General features: G+C 67.3%; 19 protein-coding genes. 11 read left to right on the forward strand and 8 right to left on the reverse strand.

The features are described 5' to 3' along the window. Positions 1–78: 78 nt before the first annotated feature. Positions 79–1722, reverse strand: a complete 1644-nt coding sequence (locus tag ACU0BR_RS01240; RefSeq protein ID WP_446155019.1) for a CTP synthase — start codon at positions 1720–1722, stop codon at positions 79–81. Between the two features lie 222 nt (positions 1723–1944). Beyond that, positions 1945–2328, reverse strand: a complete 384-nt coding sequence (secG, locus tag ACU0BR_RS01245; RefSeq protein WP_446155020.1) for a preprotein translocase subunit SecG — start codon at positions 2326–2328, stop codon at positions 1945–1947. 203 nt (positions 2329–2531) lie between these two features. Here secG and ACU0BR_RS01250 point away from each other — a divergent pair, with 203 nt between their 5' ends. Together ACU0BR_RS01250 and ACU0BR_RS01255 are read left to right on the forward strand one after the other, a co-directional pair. Continuing rightward, positions 2532–3824: an adenylosuccinate synthase gene (locus tag ACU0BR_RS01250; protein ID WP_446155056.1), complete on the forward strand. Its 1293-nt coding sequence runs from the start codon at positions 2532–2534 to the stop codon at positions 3822–3824. Further along, on the forward strand, positions 3824–4141 hold the full coding sequence (locus tag ACU0BR_RS01255; RefSeq protein ID WP_446155021.1) for a DUF2842 domain-containing protein: 318 nt from the start codon (positions 3824–3826) through the stop codon (positions 4139–4141). The genes ACU0BR_RS01250 and ACU0BR_RS01255 overlap by 1 nt, the downstream gene beginning before the upstream one ends. On the opposite strand, the gene ACU0BR_RS01260 is transcribed toward ACU0BR_RS01255, so the two are convergent. The 3 genes from ACU0BR_RS01260 to ACU0BR_RS01270 form a co-directional block, all read right to left on the reverse strand. Next, the gene (locus tag ACU0BR_RS01260; RefSeq protein ID WP_446155022.1) at positions 4126–4725 is read right to left on the reverse strand and encodes a 5-formyltetrahydrofolate cyclo-ligase; all 600 of its coding nucleotides are present in this window, start codon (positions 4723–4725) and stop codon (positions 4126–4128) included. The genes ACU0BR_RS01255 and ACU0BR_RS01260 overlap by 16 nt on opposite strands. A gap of 97 nt (positions 4726–4822) precedes the next feature. Beyond that, positions 4823–5809 (reverse strand): hypothetical protein, encoded by a 987-nt coding sequence (locus tag ACU0BR_RS01265; RefSeq protein ID WP_446155023.1) that lies wholly within the window; start codon positions 5807–5809, stop codon positions 4823–4825. Between the two features lie 313 nt (positions 5810–6122). Beyond that, the gene (locus ACU0BR_RS01270) at positions 6123–8228 is read right to left on the reverse strand and encodes a hypothetical protein (protein WP_446155024.1); all 2106 of its coding nucleotides are present in this window, start codon (positions 8226–8228) and stop codon (positions 6123–6125) included. 171 nt (positions 8229–8399) lie between these two features. Between ACU0BR_RS01270 and ACU0BR_RS01275 the strand changes: the two genes are divergently transcribed. Next, positions 8400–9029 carry a thiamine diphosphokinase gene (locus ACU0BR_RS01275; RefSeq protein ID WP_446155025.1) on the forward strand — a complete coding sequence of 210 codons (630 nt, stop codon included), beginning with the start codon at positions 8400–8402 and terminating at the stop codon, positions 9027–9029. A gap of 8 nt (positions 9030–9037) precedes the next feature. On the opposite strand, the gene ACU0BR_RS01280 is transcribed toward ACU0BR_RS01275, so the two are convergent. Continuing rightward, complete coding sequence (locus tag ACU0BR_RS01280; RefSeq protein WP_446155026.1) at positions 9038–9955, reverse strand: DMT family transporter; 918 nt, start codon at positions 9953–9955, stop codon at positions 9038–9040. Positions 9956–10028: 73 nt separating this feature from the next. Beyond that, the gene (locus ACU0BR_RS01285) at positions 10029–11402 is read right to left on the reverse strand and encodes an L-serine ammonia-lyase (RefSeq protein ID WP_446155027.1); all 1374 of its coding nucleotides are present in this window, start codon (positions 11400–11402) and stop codon (positions 10029–10031) included. 198 nt (positions 11403–11600) lie between these two features. Between ACU0BR_RS01285 and rpiA the strand changes: the two genes are divergently transcribed. The 6 genes from rpiA to ACU0BR_RS01315 all read left to right on the forward strand — a co-directional run bounded on the left by rpiA (position 11601) and on the right by ACU0BR_RS01315 (position 18025). Further along, the gene (gene rpiA / locus ACU0BR_RS01290; RefSeq protein WP_446155028.1) at positions 11601–12389 is read left to right on the forward strand and encodes a ribose-5-phosphate isomerase RpiA; all 789 of its coding nucleotides are present in this window, start codon (positions 11601–11603) and stop codon (positions 12387–12389) included. A gap of 11 nt (positions 12390–12400) precedes the next feature. After that, positions 12401–13759, forward strand: a complete 1359-nt coding sequence (gene gor / locus ACU0BR_RS01295) for a glutathione-disulfide reductase (protein ID WP_446155029.1) — start codon at positions 12401–12403, stop codon at positions 13757–13759. A 64-nt stretch (positions 13760–13823) separates the two neighbouring features. Then, on the forward strand, positions 13824–14990 hold the full coding sequence (gene hflK, locus ACU0BR_RS01300; RefSeq protein WP_446155030.1) for an FtsH protease activity modulator HflK: 1167 nt from the start codon (positions 13824–13826) through the stop codon (positions 14988–14990). Then, positions 14987–16204: an SPFH domain-containing protein gene (locus ACU0BR_RS01305; RefSeq protein WP_446155031.1), complete on the forward strand. Its 1218-nt coding sequence runs from the start codon at positions 14987–14989 to the stop codon at positions 16202–16204. The genes hflK and ACU0BR_RS01305 overlap by 4 nt, the downstream gene beginning before the upstream one ends. After that, positions 16204–16392 carry a DUF2065 domain-containing protein gene (locus ACU0BR_RS01310; RefSeq protein ID WP_446155032.1) on the forward strand — a complete coding sequence of 63 codons (189 nt, stop codon included), beginning with the start codon at positions 16204–16206 and terminating at the stop codon, positions 16390–16392. Before ACU0BR_RS01305 ends, ACU0BR_RS01310 begins: the two co-directional genes overlap by 1 nt. Positions 16393–16561: 169 nt before the next feature. Next, entirely contained in the window at positions 16562–18025 is a 1464-nt protein-coding gene (locus ACU0BR_RS01315) for a Do family serine endopeptidase (protein ID WP_446155057.1), read from the forward strand. An 85-nt stretch (positions 18026–18110) separates the two neighbouring features. Here the strand turns inward: ACU0BR_RS01315 and ACU0BR_RS01320 are convergent, their stop codons facing one another. Further along, positions 18111–18719 (reverse strand): peptidoglycan-binding domain-containing protein, encoded by a 609-nt coding sequence (locus tag ACU0BR_RS01320; protein ID WP_446155033.1) that lies wholly within the window; start codon positions 18717–18719, stop codon positions 18111–18113. Positions 18720–19023: 304 nt separating this feature from the next. Between ACU0BR_RS01320 and ACU0BR_RS01325 the strand changes: the two genes are divergently transcribed. Together ACU0BR_RS01325 and ACU0BR_RS01330 are read left to right on the forward strand one after the other, a co-directional pair. Continuing rightward, a complete protein-coding gene (locus tag ACU0BR_RS01325; RefSeq protein WP_446155034.1) occupies positions 19024–19347 on the forward strand; it encodes a 2Fe-2S iron-sulfur cluster-binding protein in 324 nt (107 codons plus the stop codon). Then, entirely contained in the window at positions 19347–20096 is a 750-nt protein-coding gene (locus tag ACU0BR_RS01330; RefSeq protein ID WP_446155035.1) for an FG-GAP repeat domain-containing protein, read from the forward strand. The genes ACU0BR_RS01325 and ACU0BR_RS01330 overlap by 1 nt, the downstream gene beginning before the upstream one ends. Positions 20097–20104 lie beyond the last annotated feature (8 nt).

Genomic DNA, 20104 nt, shown 5'->3' on the forward strand with positions numbered 1-20104 from the left:
TTTATTGATTCCGCCCGCTTTCTTCTGGTCACAAATATCCCCGCCGGAGGCACGCGCCGCAGCCAAGGGCACCCGCGATCATACCAGCCGGGAAAACTCCGTCGCCGCGCGCACGAAATCGCGGAACAGCGGGTGCGGCGCAAAGGGTTTGGATTTCAGCTCAGGGTGGAACTGGACGCCGATATACCAGGGGTGATCGGTGGCCTCGACGATCTCGGGCAGGCGCCCGTCGGGGGACATGCCCGAAAAGACCAGCCCGTGCTTTTCCAGCTTTTCGCGGTATTTGATGTCCACCTCATAGCGGTGGCGGTGGCGTTCCTCGATCTCGGCGCGGCCATAGACATCGCGCACCTTCGATCCCTCTTTCAGGCAGGCGGCATAGGCCCCCAGGCGCATGGTGCCGCCCTTGTCGTCCAGGACGGTGCGGGCGATCTTCTGGTTGTCCTTGATCCATTCCGACAGGTGAAAGATCACCGGCTCGAATCGGCGTTCCCCGGCTTCGTGGTCGAATTCCTCGGATCCGGCGGTCTTCATCCCGGCCAGGTTGCGCGCGGCCTCGATCACCGCCATCTGCATTCCCAGGCAGATGCCCAGATAGGGGATCTTGCGGGTCCGGGCGAATTCGGCGGCCTTGATCTTGCCTTCGGTGCCGCGCTCGCCGAAGCCGCCGGGCACCAGAATGGCGTGAAAGCGTTCGAGATGCGGGGCGGGGTCCTCGCGCTCGAAGATCTCGGCGTCGATCCATTCGGCGCGCACCTTGACGCGGTTGGCCATGCCACCGTGGGTCAGCGCCTCGGCGATGGATTTATAGGCGTCCTCCAGCTGGGTGTATTTGCCCACGATGGCCACGCGCACCTCGCCTTCGGGGTTGAAGACGCGGTCCGCCACGTCTTCCCAGCGGCTGAGGTTGGGCCGGGGCGCGGGGGTGATCTGGAAGGCATCCAGCACCGCCTGATCGAGCCCTTCGCGGTGATAGGCCAGCGGCGCCTCGTAGATGGATTTCAGATCGGGCGCGGCGATGACGTCGCTTTTGCGCACGTTGCAGAACAGCGCGATCTTTTCGCGCTCCTTTTCCGGGATCTCCTTGTCGGACCGGCACACCAGGATATCGGGCGCGATCCCGATGGAGCGCAATTCCTTCACCGAGTGCTGCGTGGGCTTGGTCTTCAGCTCTCCGCTGGTGCCGATCCAAGGCAGCAGCGTCAGATGCATGAAGATGCACTGCCCGCGCGGCTTGTCCTGCGAAAACTGCCGGATCGCCTCGAAGAAGGGCAGCCCCTCGATGTCGCCCACGGTGCCGCCGATCTCGCAGAGCATGAAGTCGACCTCATCCTCGCCGATGGAGATGAAGTCCTTGATCTCGTTGGTGACATGCGGGATCACCTGAATGGTCTTTCCCAGATAGTCGCCGCGGCGCTCCTTCTCCAGCACATTGGAATAGATCCGCCCCGACGAGACGGAATCGGTCTGCCGTGCCGCGACTCCGGTAAAGCGCTCGTAGTGGCCTAGGTCCAGATCGGTTTCCGCGCCGTCGTCGGTGACGAAGACCTCGCCATGCTCGAACGGGCTCATCGTGCCGGGATCGACGTTGAGATAGGGGTCGAGCTTGCGCAGGCGGACCGAAAAGCCGCGCGCCTGCAACAGCGCACCCAGCGCGGCAGAGGCCAGCCCTTTGCCCAAGGATGAAACGACGCCGCCAGTGATGAAAACGAACCGTGCCATATGCTCGGTATCCCCCGTGAATTCTGGATTGAGGCACAACCGGCAAGGCCGGATCGCACAGTATCACGGGATTTGAGCTATAACGGATTCGGCCCGCACCCGCAAGCGGACCGCAACATGATGTTGTCGCCAGACGTGATTTCGCAAATCGTTGTGGCTTCAGGCCCCCGGCCGGGGCCCGCTTCGGGCGTGACGCCCGGCCCCCTTGCCGGGGCGGGCGCCCTATTCCGCGCGCGGTGGCGTCGAGGGCGCGTCGCTGGCAGAGGGCGGCAACAGATTGTCGCCCAGCGGATTCGGCGCCGGAGTGGGATCGGGGATCTGCACCGGGCTTTCGGTGGTCGGCACGCCCAGCCGGTCGACCAGCGACTGCCCGGCGGAATTCTGCGCGGCGAAGATCGTCAGGGTGATCGACGTGGCGATGAAGCCGATAGCCAGCCCCCAGGTGATCTTGCCCAGCGCCGTGGCCGCGGCCCGGCTGGACATGACGCCGCCACCGCCGCCGCCACCGCCCATGCCGAGCCCGCCGCCTTCGGAGCGTTGCAGCAGCACGACGCCGATCAGCGACAGCGCGAGAAGCAGGTGGATGACCAGAACGACGTTTTCCATAGACGGCAGCACTTTCCTTTTCGATGGGCCTATCTAGGCGGATGACCCACGCGCCGCAACCCTTTTGCGGACCCGCGGGTGCAAGCGGCGAAACGATGCCTTCGGCGAGGATATTTGCGCCATCTGGAAGCGGCTGTTTTCGGTTTCTTCCCGAAGGGCGCACCGCTATACGGGGCCGGGAGCGAATGAACGGGGTGAGACTTATGGCCAATGTGGTGGTTGTCGGCGCGCAATGGGGCGACGAGGGCAAGGGCAAGATCGTCGACTGGCTGAGCGAGCGTGCCGATGTCATCGCGCGCTTTCAGGGCGGGCACAACGCCGGCCACACGCTGGTCATCGACGGCAAGGTCTACAAGCTGAGCCTGCTGCCCTCGGGGATCCTGCGCCCCGGCAAGCTGGGCGTGATCGGCAACGGCGTGGTGCTGGACCCCTGGGCGCTGATCGCCGAGATCGAGAAGATCGAGGGGCAGGGGGTTTCGGTGTCCACCGAGAATCTGGTCATCGCCGAGAACACGCCGCTGATCCTGCCGGTCCACCAGGATCTGGACCGGATGCGCGAGGAGGCCGCGGGCGCCGCGCGCATCGGGACCACCGGGCGCGGCATCGGTCCGGCCTATGAGGACAAGGTCGGGCGGCGCACCGTGCGTCTGGCCGATCTGGCCGATGAGGCGACGCTGGACACGCGGCTGGACCGGCTGCTGGCGCATCACGACGCGCTGCGCCGCGGGCTGGGCGCCGCGCCGGTGGACCGCGCCGATCTGAAGGCGCGGCTGCTGGAGATCGCGCCCAAGGTGCTGCCCTTCGCCGCGCCGGTCTGGAAGCTGCTGGCCGAGCGCAAGAAGGCGGGCCAGCGCATCCTGTTCGAGGGGGCGCAGGGCGCGCTGCTGGACATCGATTTCGGCACCTATCCCTTCGTCACCTCATCGAACACGCTGGCGGGCATGGCCGCCACGGGCACCGGGCTCGGGCCGGGGTCGGTGGATTTCGTGCTGGGGATCGTCAAGGCCTATACCACACGCGTGGGGCAGGGGCCGTTCCCGACGGAGCTGGACGACGCCGTGGGCCGCCACCTGGCCGAGGTCGGGCGCGAAAAGGGCACCGTGACCGGGCGCGACCGGCGTTGCGGCTGGTTCGACGCCACGCTGGTGCGCCAGACCTGCACCACCTCGGGCGTGAACGGCATTGCGCTTACCAAACTGGACGTCCTCGACGGGCTGGAGGAGCTGAAGATCTGCGTTGGCTACGACCTGGATGGCACCCGGCTGGATTACCTGCCCACCGCCGCCGAGCAGCAGGACCGTGTCACACCGATCTACGAGACCATGCCCGGTTGGAACGAGAGCACCGCAGGCGCGCGCAGCTGGGCCGATCTGCCCGGGGCCGCGATCAAATACGTGCGCCGCATCGAAGAGCTGATCCAATGCCCCGTCGCACTGCTTTCGACCTCGCCCGAGCGGGAGGACACGATCCTGGTCACCGATCCCTTCGCCGACTGATGGCGGGCAAGGGCAAGACCGACGCTGACAGCCTTGGGCTGAGCTATCGCGCGCGGCGCCGCTGGGCGCTGGTGATCCTGCTGATCGGCCTGCCCGCCTATATCGTCACGGCGATCACCATCGTGGGCTGGCTGAACCGGCCCTCGTTCCTGGTCGAACTGGCGGTCTATGTCGGGCTTGGCGTGGTCTGGGCGCTGCCGTTCCGCGCGATCTTTCGCGGCATCGGCCAGCATGACCCCGACCGCCCCGAGGCCGATGGCGCAGACGCCGCGGATACCGCGCGCAGCGCCGATCGCCGGGATCAGCCGCCGCGCTGAACCGGGGCGTCGGGCGCCGTGATGACGATATCCATCGGTATGTCATAGGGTTGCGGATGAATGGTCTCGATCCGCGCCAGCTCGTATCCGACCCCGATCACAAGAGGTTTTTCCGTCATCGCCGCCAGCGTGCGGTCGAAGAAGCCGCCGCCGTAGCCCAGCCGGAAACAGCCGCGATCCACGCCCACCAGCGGGGACAGCACGACCGTCGGCACGACGCGATCGTCCTTCTCGGGGATCGGAATGTTCCACACGCCGCGCGTCATCGCGCAGCCGGGATGCCAGCGGCGAAAGATCAGCGGCCGCGCCTTTTCCTCGACCACGGGCAGCGCGACGCCGATTCCGCGTTCGGCCAGTCCGGTCATCCACGCTCTGAGGTCGGGTTCGCCCCGAAACGGCCAGTAAAGGCTGACGACCGTATCCGGGGCAATCGGCACCAGCCGGTCCAGATGGTCGGCGATCTGCTGGGCAAGGGCGGCGCGCTTCTCGGCGGGCAGGGCCAGGCGGGCCGCGATCAGGCGCGCGCGCTCGGATTTGCGGAACGCCGTCAGGCCGTCGGGGCCGGGTGCTGGTGTCTCTGACATGGGAGCAGCTTGCGGGAGCGAAGGCGCGGCGGCAAGGCCAAAGGCGTCATTCCCGGCGGCGGACGCGACACGGGCCCCCGCCCCGCACCTCGTCCGATCACGCGGACAGCCCGGCGTGATAGCCCGCCAGATGCGGTCGGCACGCGGAAAATTCCTCCAGCGGCGCGAGATAGGTTTCGGCGAGGGCGGCTTGCGCCTCGGCGTCAAGCGCGAGGCGCGAAAAGCCGGTTTCCGGCGCGAGATTGAGGCCGGAGCGAAACTCCTCGAACTCTGCGGGCGACATCGCCTCGAACGCGCGCCGGACGGTCCACATCTTGAAATTGCTGTTCACCACGGCAAAGGAGTCGCGTTCCTTGCGATGCTCCGGGCTGCTTTGATAGAGCGGGTTCCGTTCCATCAGGGCGATCAGTTTCTCGATCAGCGCATTGGTCGCCGCGCGGGTTTCGAGCCTGTCGTGTTCGGTGCGGTTATCGGCGAGCGCGCTGGAGGGGCGGTCTTCGGGCGCGGGAAGGCCGGTCAGTCGCTCATAGAGGGCCCAGAAGCCGCATGGATCGGCCTTGTAGTCCTCCATCGGCAGGACGATCGGCTCAAACCCGTTGGCGCGCCAGATTTCCAGGATGCGGTCGAGGCGCAGGTTGTCGAGCAACGGCTTTCGGAACGTCTCGAAATAGGCCTGAAGGGGCAGCGAGCCGCCGTATTTCACGTATTGCGCATGGCACGATCGGATCCAGTCCTTCGGATCGCGAAGCACCAGCAGCACCCGGTCCGACAGCGGTGCCAGCGTCGCGGCGATGAAGGCCTGCCGCTCGAGCGTGAGGTGGCGCGCCGTCTCGGGGATGTCTTCGGCGCAGCCAAAGAAGGTGAAGCATTCGTAGGACAGGATATTGGGCTTGTCCGCGTTCAGGTTGATGTCGATCCGGTGGTTCGCCGGATCGCGCGCGCCCGACAGGAAAGCCTGCGACAGGGTGTTCCCGGCGGCGAGGCCGTGAAAATAATTATAGCGATCGGACATCGCCCAGCGGCGTTGCAGCATCGTGGACAGGCATTTTCCGTGCCCGATGTGGATCAGGTCGAATTTATCCATCAGGCGGTCCTTTTCCGGTCAAGAACAGGCGGGCGGCAGGTGCGGCTGCCGCCGCTTGCGGCTGGCGCATGGATTGCGGTTCAGCCACCTGTGCTGAACGCGGGCCGGGCTGTCAATTCGGCGGGGTCCGCTTTTGCGGCTGTGTTCCCGAGCGGGCGCAGAATCGCCGCGGGGACCTGGTGAACCGTGCCGGGCGGGTGCGGTCCGCCGTTAACGCCGGGTCGAAAGGGCCGGGGTGCCAAGAAGAGGGGGGCAAATGCAAAAGGGCGGGGCCTTTCGGCGCCCGCCCTTGCTGGGTCCTGAGAGGTCCGGCTTACCCGGCCGCGCGCTCATCGTCGGGGATGAAGCGGCTGTCTTCGGAAATCGCGAAGCGGCCGCGCTTGAGCTTGCGGATGGTGCCGTTGCGCAGCAGCGTGCCGAAGGTGCGCAGCCCGTCCTCGCGGGAATATTCGCTCTCGCCGCGTGCCTGCTGCACATGCCCCATGATCTGCGGGCGGGAGAAATGCGGGCTGCCCTCGACGAAGGAGACATAGGCCGCAGCTGCTTCGAGCAGGTCGGGCAGGTCCGAGGCGCCGACCTCATCGGCGTATTCCTCAAAGCTTTTCGCGTTGTTCAGGGCGTCGCTGTGCTGCCGGTCGGACGCGGTGTCGCGCCCGGCGGTGGTGATGCGACGGCGTTGCAGCAGTTCGCGCGCGTGGTCCGACGGCTGGTCGATGCGCTGCTCGGACACCAGCACCAGCGGCGCGGGGCGCTTGCTGCGCATGTCGGGCACGGGGGTGGTGCCGACGACATCGGCCAGATCCTCGCGATAGGGCTGGGCCGCGTCCTTGTCCGCGTCGGGCCTGGCTTCGGAGCGTTCGGCGCGCGTGGCCGCGACCGCCGCCTTGAGGTGCGAGATCGAGTCGATGCGGCGGCGGGTGTCTTCGCCCTGCAGCCGGTCGTCGGTGGCCGCCATGATGCGCGCGACGGCAGCGTCGTCGTCGCTGTGCACGCTTTCCAGCGCTTCGCGGCCGGGGTGGTTTTCGGCGCGGCCTTCCGGCTGCTCCTGGTCGGCCGCTTCGGCGGCGGGGGCTTCGGGCTCGATCGGCTGGCCGCGCTTGACGTCGGCGACCAGCTTGTCGTCTTCTTTCGCTTCGTTCGACTGTGCCCGCTTGACCTTCAGCACGCGAACCTGGCGACGCGCCCCGGCCTGGGCCATCTCCGACGAGGGGGTCTGATCGGCCGGGCGCAGATCCTCGGGCGCTTCGGCAAGCGCCGCGGCCAGTTCGGCCTCGAAGGCGGCGTCATCTTGCGGCGCGGCCTCCGGCGTGCTGGCGCCTTGCAGAAGGAAGGGCGCGGCTTCGGCTTCGGCTTCGGCTTCGGCTTCGGCTTCGGCTTCGGCTTCTGTCGCCGCGTCGGTGTCGGCTGCGCTTGCCGCCTGGCCTGCGGCCTGTTCGGCAGCGGCGTCTTCCGCGGCGCGGCGCGCGGCTTCGGCGGCCTCCGCGGCCAGACGGTCGGCTTCCTGCTGCGCCTCGACCGCGGCCTGACGCTCGGCTTCGGCTTCGGCCGCCAGCCGGGCGGTCTCGGCTTGCTGGGCGGCCTGACGCTCCGCCGCTTCGGCGGCTGCGCGTTCTGCTTCGGCCTTTTGCTCGGCCTCTTCCTGCGCGGCCTTCTCTTCCTGCGCGCGGCGGGCTTCTTCCTCGGCCTGGGCCTCGGCCTCGGCGGCCATCGCGGCGCGGGCGGCTTCGGCGTCGGCCTGGGCACGCGCGGCTTCGGCGTCGGCATCTTCGGCCTCGGCCGCGGGGATAGTGTCGGTGCCTGCGGTGCCGGACTTGGCGAAGAAGGATACCGCGTTGTCGGCCCCGTTATGGGCGGCCGCGTCGGTCGGATCGCCGCCTGCGGACCCGGTCGCGGCGTCGTCCCCGGCGGTGTCCTGAGCGACGGCGGCGCGAATGCGCGCCAGTTTGGCCGCCACGCTTTCCAGCCCCGAGGAAATCGGGATCACCGAGGATTGAGGTCCGGTTTCTTCCTCTTCGTAGGCGAGTAGGCTTTCGGCGGGACGCTCCTGCGCCAGCGCCTGTGCCGCGGTGATCTCGGGCTCTCCGGCGCCGGATCCCAGCAGGGCGTCCACGTCGATGCCCGCGTCGTCGGCGTCAGCACCGATATCCGCGGTCCCCTCGGCGTTGTTATAGGCGCGCAGGGTCACGGAATTGTCGCCGACCCTGGCGTCCACCCGGTTGCTGATCGCCTTTTCGGCGATACGGTGCAGCGTCTCCGCATCGGGGGTCGGCGGTTCCGCGCCGAAATACCGATCCTCGGCGGCCAGATCGCGGAAATATTCGGCGATCGCCTTCATCGTGGAGAAGGGTTCGTCGAATCCCTCCAGCGTGCAGGAGAATGTCCCGTAGGAGACAGTCAGGATCTTGCTGGTATCAACCATTTTATGCTCGCTTCCTCGTTACTCAACACGCTCAGTTTAATCAATTTGCGGGCTTCAACCCAAAAAAATCGTAAACAACGCATGTGTCGAGGGGCAGATTCATTGCCATTTGTTTCTATGCGGGCGAGTAATAATTTCATGGTACCACAGATTGTCCTCAGGGCCACAATGATGACACTCTTGGCCGGGGGCAAGGTTAACCAGACCGCCCTGCGCCGGGCGGTGGATTTGACCTCGATTCTCGTGGGTGTGGACAGTGGCGGCGACGCGGCCCTGCGGCTGGGATACACCCCCGATGCGGTGATCGGCGATCTCGACAGCCTGAGCGAAGGCGCGCGCGCGACCCTCGGTCCCGAGCGGCTGCATCTGATTGCCGAGCAGGATACGATCGACTTCGACAAGGCATTGCGCAGCCTGCCCGATGTGCCGACGCTGGCGGTGGGGCTGACCGGGCTGCGGCTGGACCACACGCTGGCCGCGTTCAGCGTGCTGGCGCGCCATCCCGCGCGGCGGGTGGTCGTGCTGGGCGAGACCGATCTCGCGTTCCACTGCCCGGCCCGGCTGACGCTCGATCTGCCTGCGGGCAGCCGGTTCTCGCTGTTTCCGATGGCGCCGGTGCGCGGCCGCTCGCGCGGGTTGCGCTGGCCGATCGACGGGATCGCCTTCGCGCCCGCGGGCATGATCGGCACGTCCAACCAGGTCACCGAGGGGCGGGTCGAACTTGCCATGGAGGGAGCGGGCATGATCGTGATCCTGCCGCTTGAGGCGCTGGATGCGGTCTGGTCGGTGTTCGCGGCCTAGAAACGGGGCTACGGCTGGGGCGGCGCATGGCGGACCTGCCGGGCCAGCGCGCGTTCCCGAAACACCACGTAAAGCCCCGAGGCCATGACCACGGCGATGCCCAGCAGCGCCAGACCGTCGGGAAAATCGCGAAACACCAGCCAGCCGATGAGCGTGGCGAAGGGGATTTCCAGATATTGCACCGGCGCCAGCGTGGCCGAGGGCGCAAAGCGCAGCGACCAGGTCATCAGCAGATGCGCCATCGTGCCCAGGACCCCGAGCGCCAGGACAAGCAGCAGGGCCCGTGTATCCGGGATGACAGGGTCCAGCCCCGCCAGCCCCGACCCTTCGGCCAGCAGCAGCACGGGGCCGAGCGCCAGAACCGCCAGCCCGCCGCTCGTCGCCTGAAGCGTCACCGGCTCCACATCGCGCGCCAGACGGCGCGTGACCAGCATGAACAGGGCGAAGACGACAGCCACCACCAGCGGCAGCAGCGCGGGCGCCCCCACGTCGGCAAAGCTGGGCTTGATCACCAGCAGCGTGCCCGCGAAACCCACCGCGCAGGCGGCGATGCGCCGGGCGCCGACCTCCTCGTTCAGCACGAACCGGCCCAGCAGCAGCAGGATGAAGGGCATGACAAAGGCGATGGCCACGGCCTCGGCCAGGGGCAGATAGCGCAGTGACAGGAACATCGCGGCGATGCCCGCCACATGGAGGGCGGTGCGCAGCAGCGTCAGCCGAAAGACCCGCGCGCCCAGCCGCAGGCCGTGCCCGCCCAGCAGCGCGAGGGGGATCAGGATGACGGATTGCACCACGAAGCGCAGCACGACCAGTTCCATCACCGGAATGCTGTCGCCCAACAGTTTGGCGATGCTGTCGCCCAGTGGCGCCAGCACGCAAAATCCGATCATGAGGGCGATGCCCAGCGGCGGGCGGTCCTTGGTCATGGGCGGCAGCGTGGCGCCGGGCCGGGCCGAACGCAAGGCGCCGTGTCCGCCCTGCGGCCGGTTCGGCCGATCCTCAACAATTCGGAATGTTCACCGCCAGCCCGCCCAGCGAGGTTTCCTTGTATTTCTCGCTCATGTCCTGGCCGGTCTGGCGCATCGTCTCGATGCACGCGTCGAGCGGCACCAGGTGATCGCCGTCGCCGCGCAGGCTGAGCGAGGCGGCGGAAACCGCCTTGATCGCGCCCAGGCCGTTGCGCTCGATGCAGGGCACCTGCACCAGCCCCTTCACCGGGTCGCAGGTCATGCCGAGGTGATGTTCCAGCGCGATCTCGGCGGCGTTTTCCACCTGGGTGACGCTGCCGCCCATCACCGCGCAAAGCCCCGCGGCCGCCATCGCCGCGGCGGAGCCGACCTCCGCCTGGCAGCCGCATTCCGCGCCCGAGATCGAGGCGTTGGTCTTGATGATGCCGCCCACCGCGGCGGCGGTCAGCAGGAAATCCCCGACGCCGCGCTCGCTGGCGCCGGGCACGAAATCCAGCCAGTAGCGGATGACCGCGGGCACCACGCCGGCCGCGCCATTGGTGGGGGCGGTGACGACCTGCCCGCCGGCGGCGTTTTCCTCGTTCACCGCCATCGCATAGACGCTCATCCAGTCGTTGATCGTATGCGGCGCGGTCATGTTCATCCCGTATTCGGCCTGAAGCGATTCGTGGATCGCGGCGGCGCGGCGGCGCACCTTCAGCCCGCCGGGCAGGATGCCGCGCCCCTCCAGCCCCCGGTCGATGCAGTCGTTCATCACCGTCCAGATGCGCGCCAGCCCGTCGTCCAGCGTGGCGGCATCGCGCAGCACCAATTCGTTGGCGCGCTTCATCTGGGCGATCGTCTTGCCCCTGGCCCCGGCCATCTCGATCATCTGCGCGGCGGATTTGAACGGGTAGGGCACCTTGGGCTGCGCCACGGCGGCGGCACCGGCTTCATGCTCGGCCTCGGTCAGAACGAAGCCGCCGCCGATGGAATAATAGGTCTCGCTCAGCACCACATCGCCCTGCGCGTCGGTGGCCATCAGGATCATGCCGTTGGCATGGCCGGGCAGGGTGCGGTCGTAATCGAACAGCAGATCGGCGGCGGGCGCAAAGCTCATTTCGGGCAGCCCGGGCGGCGCGACACGGCCCGAGGCGGTGACAGCCTCCAGCACGCGCGCGGCGTCCGCGGCGTCATAGGTCTCGGGCGCGAGCCCGGCCAGCCCCAGAATGACCGCGCGGTCGGTGGCGTGGCCCACGCCGGTGAACGCCAGCGATCCGTGCAGCGACGCGCGCAGCCCGGCGGGCCGGAACGGGCTTTCGCGGACCTTGTCCAGAAACCGCGCGGCGGCGACCATTGGGCCCATCGTGTGGCTCGAAGACGGGCCGATGCCGATCTTGAACATGTCGAATACGCTCAGAAACATTCCATACCCCTGCGTGGAAAAGCGAAGTCTTGGGCTACAGGCTGGGCGCGGACATGTCAAAAAGCGGCAGCTGCCGCGAAAACTGCGGCACGTTGCGCACAATGCGGTCCTTTCGCCGCGTCCATCCGCGCAAACCGCCCTCGCACCCGACGCCGCTTGTGCCTATAGTGCGGTGCCAAAGACACGGAGTTCACACCCATGCCCGCAGATATGTCCCCCTCCGACCGCGCCAAGTTCCTGGCCGCCCGCCGCGCCGTCGATTACGTCGAGGACGGCATGCGCGTCGGCCTCGGAACGGGTTCCACCGCCGCCTGGATGGTGCGTTGCCTGGGCGATCTGGTCCGTGAGGAGGGGCTGCGCGTCACCGGCGTGCCCACCTCGCGGCGCACCGCCGATCTGGCACGGCAGGTCGGCATCAAGGTCGTCACCCTGGAAGAGGCCAAGTGGCTCGACCTGACGATCGACGGCGCCGACGAATACGACCCGAACCTGCACCTCATCAAGGGCGGGGGCGGCGCGCTGCTGCACGAAAAGATCGTCGCGACGGCCTCCGACCAGATGGTGGTGATCGCCGATATCTCCAAACAGGTGGACAAGCTGGGCGCCTTTCCCCTGCCGGTGGAGGTGATCCCCTTCGGCTGGCAGACCACCAAGATGCTGCTGGAGGAAACGCTGATCAACATGGACGTGATGGGCCGGACCTGCACCCTGCGTCTGGACATGGACAAACCCTACGTCACCGATGAGGGGAATTACATCCTGGATCTGCATCTGCGGCGCATCGGAAAGCCCGGTCAATTGGCGCTTGTGCTCAATCAGATCCCGGGGGTGGTTGAAAACGGCCTGTTCATAGACATCTGTGACGTGGTGGTGATCGGGCATCAGGATGGACGGGTAGAGGTGCGCGACATAAACAACGGCACCGTGAAGAACGAACAGATCGATATCGTCGAGGACGAGAATCTGTTTCAGGACATCTCGGACTGAGTGGGACGATAATGGAATTCGACTACGATCTATTCGTCATCGGCGGCGGGTCCGGCGGGGTACGCGCGGCGCGGCTGGCGGCGGGCGAGCATGGCGCGCGTGTCGGCCTGGCCGAGGAATATCGCATGGGCGGCACCTGCGTGATCCGCGGCTGCGTGCCGAAAAAGCTGATGGTCTATGCCTCGGGCTATTCGACGATCGTGCATGACGCGGGCGCCTTTGGCTGGGAATTGCAGCAGGGCGAGTTCCGCTGGTCCACATTCCAGCGCCACATGGCGGCCGAGCTGACGCGCCTGGAGGGGCTGTACCGCAACACGCTCGACAAGGCGGGGGTCGAGGTTTTCGACTGCCGCGCCACGCTGCGCGATGCGCATACCGTCGCGCTGGGCGATGACAGGACGGTCACCGCCAAGCACATTCTCGTGGCCGTGGGCGGCCATCCGGTGCGCCCCGACATCGAGGGCGCGGAGCTGGGCCTGATCTCGGCCGACATGTTCCTGCTCGATGATCTGCCCGACAGCATGCTGATCGTCGGCGGCGGTTATATCGCCTGCGAATTCGCCTGTATCATGAACGGCCTCGGGGTGAAGACCACGCAATATTACCGGGGCGAGCAGATCCTGCGCGGCTTCGACGATGAATGCCGCGATCATGTGGCCGACATGATCCGCCTGCGCGGCGTCGACCTGCGTTGCCACGTCAACGCCGAAAAACTGGAAAAGGTCGACGGCGGTATCAAGGTGACCTCGACCAAGGGTGACGAGACAGTGTTCGGCCAGGTTGTCTTCGCCACCGGCCGCGTGCCCAACACCAAAGGCCTGGGCCTTGAGGACGCCGGCGTGCGCCTGGGCAAGGGCGGCGTGATCGAGGTGGACGACTATTCCCAGACCACTGTTCCCTCGGTCTATGCGGTGGGCGACGTGACCGACCGCATCCAGCTGACCCCGGTGGCGATCCGCGAGGGCGCGGCCTTCGTCGATACGGTCTTCGGCGGCAAGCCCACCAAACCCGATCACGACCGGGTGCCGAGCGCGATCTTCACCCAGCCCGAAATGGGCACCGTCGGGCTGACCGAGGCCGAGGCCCGCGAGCGCGGCCCGGTCGAGATCTATTCCACCACCTTCCGCGCGATGGAACATGCCTTTGCCGGCGACGACGAAAAGGTCTTGATGAAGCTGGTCGTCGACAAGGCGTCGCGCCAGGTGCTCGGCTGCCACATCATCGCGGATCACGCGGCGGAAATGATCCAGCTGGTCGGCATCGCGGTCAAGATGGGTGCCACCAAGGAACAGTTCGATCAGACCTGCGCCGTCCATCCCACCATGGCCGAGGAGTTGGTGACGATGAAGTCACCCACCCGCTCGGATTGAATCCAAAGGCTGAAAGCGTACCAATTGACTGACACAGCTCTAACACCAGAGAGGACCCTCCCGTATGTCTAGCAACAACGGTGGACCCTGGGGCGGCGGCGGCGGATCGGGGGGCGGCGGTGACAACCGCGGCAACGATCCGCGCGGCGGCGGCCGGAGGCCCGGAAACTCCGGCTCCCAGATCCCGGAAATCGATCAGATCGTCAAGAAGGGGCAGGAACAACTGCGCGTCCTGATGGGCGGCAAGGGAGGCGGTCGCAATAACGGCGGCGGCGGCGGTGGCGGCCCGAGCGGCCCCGCGCTGACGCGCGGCACCATCGGCCTGGCGCTTGTGGGCGTGGTGATCCTGTGGCTCTTCGCCTCCTTTTACACGGTCCGGCCCGAAGAGCAGTCCGTGGAACTCTTCCTCGGCAAATACTCCAGCACCGGCGGTCCGGGTCTGAATTTCGCGCCCTGGCCTTTCGTCACGGCGGAAGTCATCCCCACCACGCGCGAGCGCACCGAGGATCTGGGCACCGGACGCGGATCGCGCCAGGACGAGGGGCTGATGCTGACCGGCGACGAGAACATCGTCGATATCGACTTCCAGGTGGTCTGGAACATCAACAACCCGGCGATGTTCCTGTTCAACCTGCGCGACCCCGAATCCACCATCCGCGCGGTGGCCGAATCCGCGATGCGCGAAATCATCGCCCAATCCGAGCTGTCGCCCATTCTGAACCGCGACCGGGGGCTCATTGCCTCGACCCTGCAGGATGCGATCCAGAAGGCGCTGGACAGCTACGATTCGGGGATGAACGTGGTGCGCGTCAACTTCGACAAGGCCGACCCCCCGAAGGAAGTCATCGACAGCTTCCGCGAGGTCCAGGCCGCCGAACAGCAGCGCGACCGGCTCAAGAAACTGGCGGACGCCTATGCCAACCGCGTGCTTGCCGGCGCGCGCGGCGAGGCGGCACAGACGGTCGAGGAGTCGGAAGGCTACCGCGCGCGTGTCGTAAACGAGGCCGAAGGTGAGGCCAGCCGCTTCACCGCGGTGCTGTCCGAATACAAGAAAGCCCCCGAGGTGACGCGCCAGCGTCTCTACCTCGAGACGATGGAGCAGGTGTTCAGCGATGTCGACAAGGTCATCCTTGACGAGAACGTGGCAGGCGGCAGCGGCGGCGGCCAGCAGGGCGTCGTGCCCTACCTGTCGCTGAACGAGCTGCGGCGCAATCAGGAGAAGACGCAATGAACCGGTCCACTTACATCATTGCGATCGTCGTCGTCGTGCTTGTCGGGCTGCTGTCGTCGGTCTTCATCGTGGACGAGCGGCAGAAGGTCCTCGTGCTCCAGTTCGGCCAGGTCAAGGACGTGAAGGTCGATCCCGGCCTCGCCTTCAAGGTGCCCTTCATCCAGGAGGTCGTGCGCTACGACGACAGGATCCTGAGCCGCGACATCGACCCGCTGGAGGTCACGCCGCTGGATGACCGCCGCCTGGTGGTCGACGCCTTCGCACGATACCGCATCGCCGATGTGGTGCAGTTCCGCCGCGCCGTCGGCGTGGGTGGCATCCGCGCCGCCGAGGATCGGCTCGATCGCATCCTGCGGTCCGAGACGCGGGCGGTGCTGGGTTCCGTCACCTCCAACGACATCCTGTCGACGGACCGGGCCGCGCTGATGCTGCGCATCCGCAACGCGGCGATCGACGAGGCCAGCAATCTGGGGCTGGAAATCATCGACGTGCGGCTCAAGCGCACCGATCTGCCCGAGCAGAACCTGGAGGCGACATTCGCCAGGATGCGGGCGGAGCGCGAACGCGAAGCCGCAGATGAGATCGCCCGCGGCGAAGAGGCCGCGCAGCGCATCCGCGCCCAGGCCGACCGCACGGTGGTCGAGCTTGTGTCGGACGCCAAGCGCCAGGCGGAAATCGTGCGAGGCGAGGCCGACGCCCGCCGCAACAACATCTACGGTCAGGCCTTCGGCGCGGATCAGGAGTTCTTCCGCTTCTACCGCTCGCTCAACGCCTACACCAAGGCGTTGCAGGGATCGAACTCGACCATGATCATCTCGCCCGACAGCGAGTTCTTCAACTATCTGAAGTCCGATCGCGGGCCGGGCGCGGGCGCACCCGCAGGGCCGCGGCGCCAGTCGTCGGCCCCGACGGGCGGTGCCACCACGACACCGCCCGCAGGGTCGGCTTCGGGCGCCGCGCCGGGGGCGTCCGGGCAGCCGGACGCAGCTGCGGCCAGCGGCGGCAGCGCAGCCACCGCAGCACCTGACGCGGGCGGCGCCTCTGCGACCCCGGCGCCCGCTGCGGGCCAAGGTGGGGACCAAGGTGCGGGCCAGAGCACAGGTCAGAGCATGGGCCAGAGCACGGGCCAGAGTACGGGCCAGCCGACCACGGATGGCACGGCCGCCGCGCCGGCCCCGTCGGGGCAGCCTGCGACGGGCACCGCCAACCCGTGATGGCGGCATTTCTGACGGGCATCGGAATTGCCCTGTTCCTGGAGGGGCTGGTGTTCGCACTGGCCCCTTCGCGTCTGGAGGAGCTGATCGCCGCGCTGGCGCGTCTGCCGCTGGGCACGCGCAGGGCGCTGGGACTGGGGGCGATGGCGTTGGGCCTGGTCATTGTCGCGATGGGTCTGGCGCCCTAGATACAGGCGCAAGGCTCTTGCTGCGCTCACGATCTGTTTATACTCCGCGCGCCGCAATGAGTTGTTTTCGCGGCGCCGAAGGGAAATACCCTTCGATTGGGCGCCTCATGGGCGTTTCCGCCCTCATAGCAAGGAGGACTATGGCGTGAGCAGAACAGCAGTCACCTCAATGAAACCCGCGGCGCGGCCGATCCGCACCCTCAACGCGCTGGTGCTGGGCGCCGCGCTGGCGATGGCGCAGACCGGCATCGCCGTCGCGCAGGAGCAGACGGCGCCGGTGGAGGCGACGCCGCTCAGCTTCACCGCGCTGGTCGAAAGCGTCAGCGACGCCGTGGTGAACATCACCACCTCGACCACCGTGGCCGCAAGCCCCGGTCCCGCGCCGATGGTGCCCGAGGGATCGCCGCTGGAAGATTTCTTCCGCGATTTCATGGACCGGCAGCAGGGCAACGGCGGCCGTCCGCGCCGCAGCCAGGCGCTCGGCTCGGGCTTCGTCGTGTCCGGCGACGGCTTTATCGTGACCAACAACCACGTGATCGACAAGGCCGACGAGATCATGATCGAGTTCTTCGACGGCAAGGAACTCGAAGCCAAGGTCGTCGGCGTCGACACCAAGACCGACATCGCGCTGCTCAAGGTGAAAAGCGACAAGGAGCTTCCCTTTGTCCAATTCGGCGAAAGCGCCAAGATGCGCGTGGGCGAATGGGTGATGGCGATGGGCAACCCGCTGGGGCAGGGCTTTTCCGTCTCCGCCGGGATCGTGTCGGCCCGCGGCCGGTCGCTTTCCGGCAGCTATGACGATTTCATCCAGACCGACGCGGCGATCAACCGGGGCAACTCCGGCGGGCCGCTGTTCAACATGAACGGCGAGGTCATCGGCGTGAACACCGCGATCCTGTCGCCCACCGGCGGCTCGATCGGGATCGGCTTCGCCATGTCCTCGGATGTGGTCAGCAAGGTCATCGACCAGCTTGAGAAATTCGGCGAAACCCGCCGCGGCTGGCTGGGCGTGCGCATTCAGGATGTCACCGACGACGTGGCCGAGGCGCTGGGTCTCAAATCCTCCGCCGGGGCGCTGGTCACCGATGTGCCGGAGGGTCCGGCCAAGGCCGCGGGCATGAAGGCCGGCGACGTGATCCAGACCTTCGAGGGCGCGCAGGTCGAGGACACGCGCGATCTGGTGCGCCGCGTGGGCAATGCCGAGGTCGGCAAGACGGTCGACATCGGCGTGCTGCGCGAGGGGTCGGAACAGACGCTGAAGGTGGTGCTCGGCCGCCGCGAATCCGCCGAGGATACCGCCACCCCCGCCGCCGCCGAACCGGCCATGCCTGCCGAATCGACCGTGCTTGGCCTGGATGTGACCGAACTGAATGCCGATCTGCGCAGCCAGCTGAACCTCCCCGACGGCGCGACGGGACTGGTGGTCAAGGATATCGCCGAGGACAGCGAGGCCTATGAGAAGGGCATCCGCGCGGGCGATCTGATTTCCGAGGCCGGTCAGAAAAAGGTCAGCACCGTCGCCGATCTGGAAGCCCGCATCCAGGACGCGCGCGACGCGGGGCGCAAATCGTTGCTGCTGCTGGTGCGTCGCGACGGCGATCCGCGCTTCGTGGCGCTGAACCTCGACAAGTAAGCTGACGCCCCGCGGGGGCGATCATCGACGAATGCGGAAAAGGGCACCGGCCGCGGTGCCCTTTTTCATGTCTCGGCCCAGCGCCTCAGGGGGTCTGCCCGAAGTCATAGGCGACGAGCCCCAGCGCCCGCGCGTTCGCCATCGACAGGATATCGCTGTCCAGTCCGCCCCGCGCCTGATAGCGGCGCAGCGCGGCGCGCGTGGGCCGGTCGTAATGCCCGGTGATGGCCCCCGCATAGGCGCCGCGTGCCATCAGCGCGCGCTGGATGGACTTGATGAACTCAGGCGTGAACACCGGCGGGCAGGGGGTCTCGAAAACCAGTGCCTTGCGGTCGCGCACGATGCGCTGATGGGTCTGGCTGCGGATCACCATGGGGCCGGCGGCGCGATCGGCATCCCCGGCGGCGGCCGCCGCGCCAGACGAGGGCATCGCCACGCGCTCGGTCACGGTTTCGATCACGGCGGGGGTCACGTCGCGCTGCCAGCAGGTGCCGGAGGGCGCGCCGGGCGGCGGCGCCACCATGCGCGACAGGGTGCTGCCCGCCAGCGGGTTTTCCGGGCCCGACCGGCTGACCGCGGGGTCTTGCGCGGGCGACTGCGCCGGGGCGCAGGCGGCAAGCGTCACGGCCGCCAGCACCGGCATCAGGCTGGCGCTCAGGCGCCGGGGGGGCGTCATCTGGGTGGTTTGCGTCATCTGTGTTCTATTACTGGTGTCGGCCCCGGGCCGGTTGCCGCGACGCTATTGCCTGCGTTGCGTCATGGCCAGCACCGGGGCCCGCGCACGGGCAAGATCGCGCCGCGGTGTTGCCGCTTCGTCCCGCCGGTGCCGACTTGCCGGACGCGCGTCCAGATCCGGGCCCAGTTCCGGGCCCAGACCCGCGACCGGCAACCGCCGCGGCGGCGCGCGCTGCCAATCGTGACCGGGATTGTCCCAAAACCTGCTGGTGCGGGCGCGGTGCCTTGGCTACATCAGGGGAAACGACGCATGAGGAACTGACATGGCGAAGATTACCTATATCGAACACAATGGCACCGAACATGTGGTCGACGTCGCGAACGGCATGACCGTTATGGAAGGCGCGCGCGACAACAACATTCCGGGCATCGAGGCCGATTGCGGCGGCGCCTGCGCCTGCTCGACCTGCCATGTCTATGTCGATCCGGCCTGGGTGGACCGCCTGCCCGCCAAGGAGGACATGGAAGAGGACATGCTCGACTTCGCCTTCGAGCCCGACACTGAACGGTCGCGCCTGACATGCCAGATCAAGGTCTCGGACGCATTGGACGGCTTGATCGTCAAGATGCCCGAAAAGCAGATCTGATGCGCCGCCTCGTCGTTCTGGCGATGCTGGTGCAGGCGGTGGGCGGGGGCGCGCTTGCCGCCGCGGACGGGGGCGCCGTGGCGGGGACGCTTGCGGTAACTGCCGCGGAATACGGCCAGCCCACCACGCGCTATGCACATGGCGTGCTGGGCGACGATATCGAATTCGGATCGCTGGTCATGACCCTGTCCGACGGCACCCGGCGCGAGGTGGTGCTGCCCGAAAACCGGGTGTTCGAGGATGTGGCCCCGCGCGTCGTCGACGCCGATGGCGACGGCATCCCCGAGGTGATGGTGATCGAGACGGACGTGAAGCGCGGCGCGCAGCTGGCAATCTACGGCCCCGCCGGCAAGATCGCGGCAACGCCCAACATCGGGCGCAGCAACCGTTGGCTGGCCCCGGTCGGCGTCGCCGATCTGGACGGCGACGGCCGGCTGGAGATCGCCTTTGTCGACCGGCCGCATCTGGCCAAGCTGCTGCGGATCTTCCGGCTGGAAGACGGGGCGCTGAACTTCGTGGCCGAAAGCCCGGGCTACAGCAATCACCGCATCGGCGAATCGCAGATCGGCGGCGGTATCCGCAGCTGCGGCACCGCAAAAAATCCGAATATCCGGCCCGAGATGGTGCTGGCGACCTCCGATTGGCGCAAGGTCGTCGCGGTCCGGTTCGACGGCCGCGCATTTCACGCCCGCGACCTGGCGCCCTACGAGGGGCCGCAAACGCTGGCGGCCGCGATGAGCTGCGACTGAGCGCGGCG

It is taken from the genome of Brevirhabdus sp., from assembly GCF_052826345.1.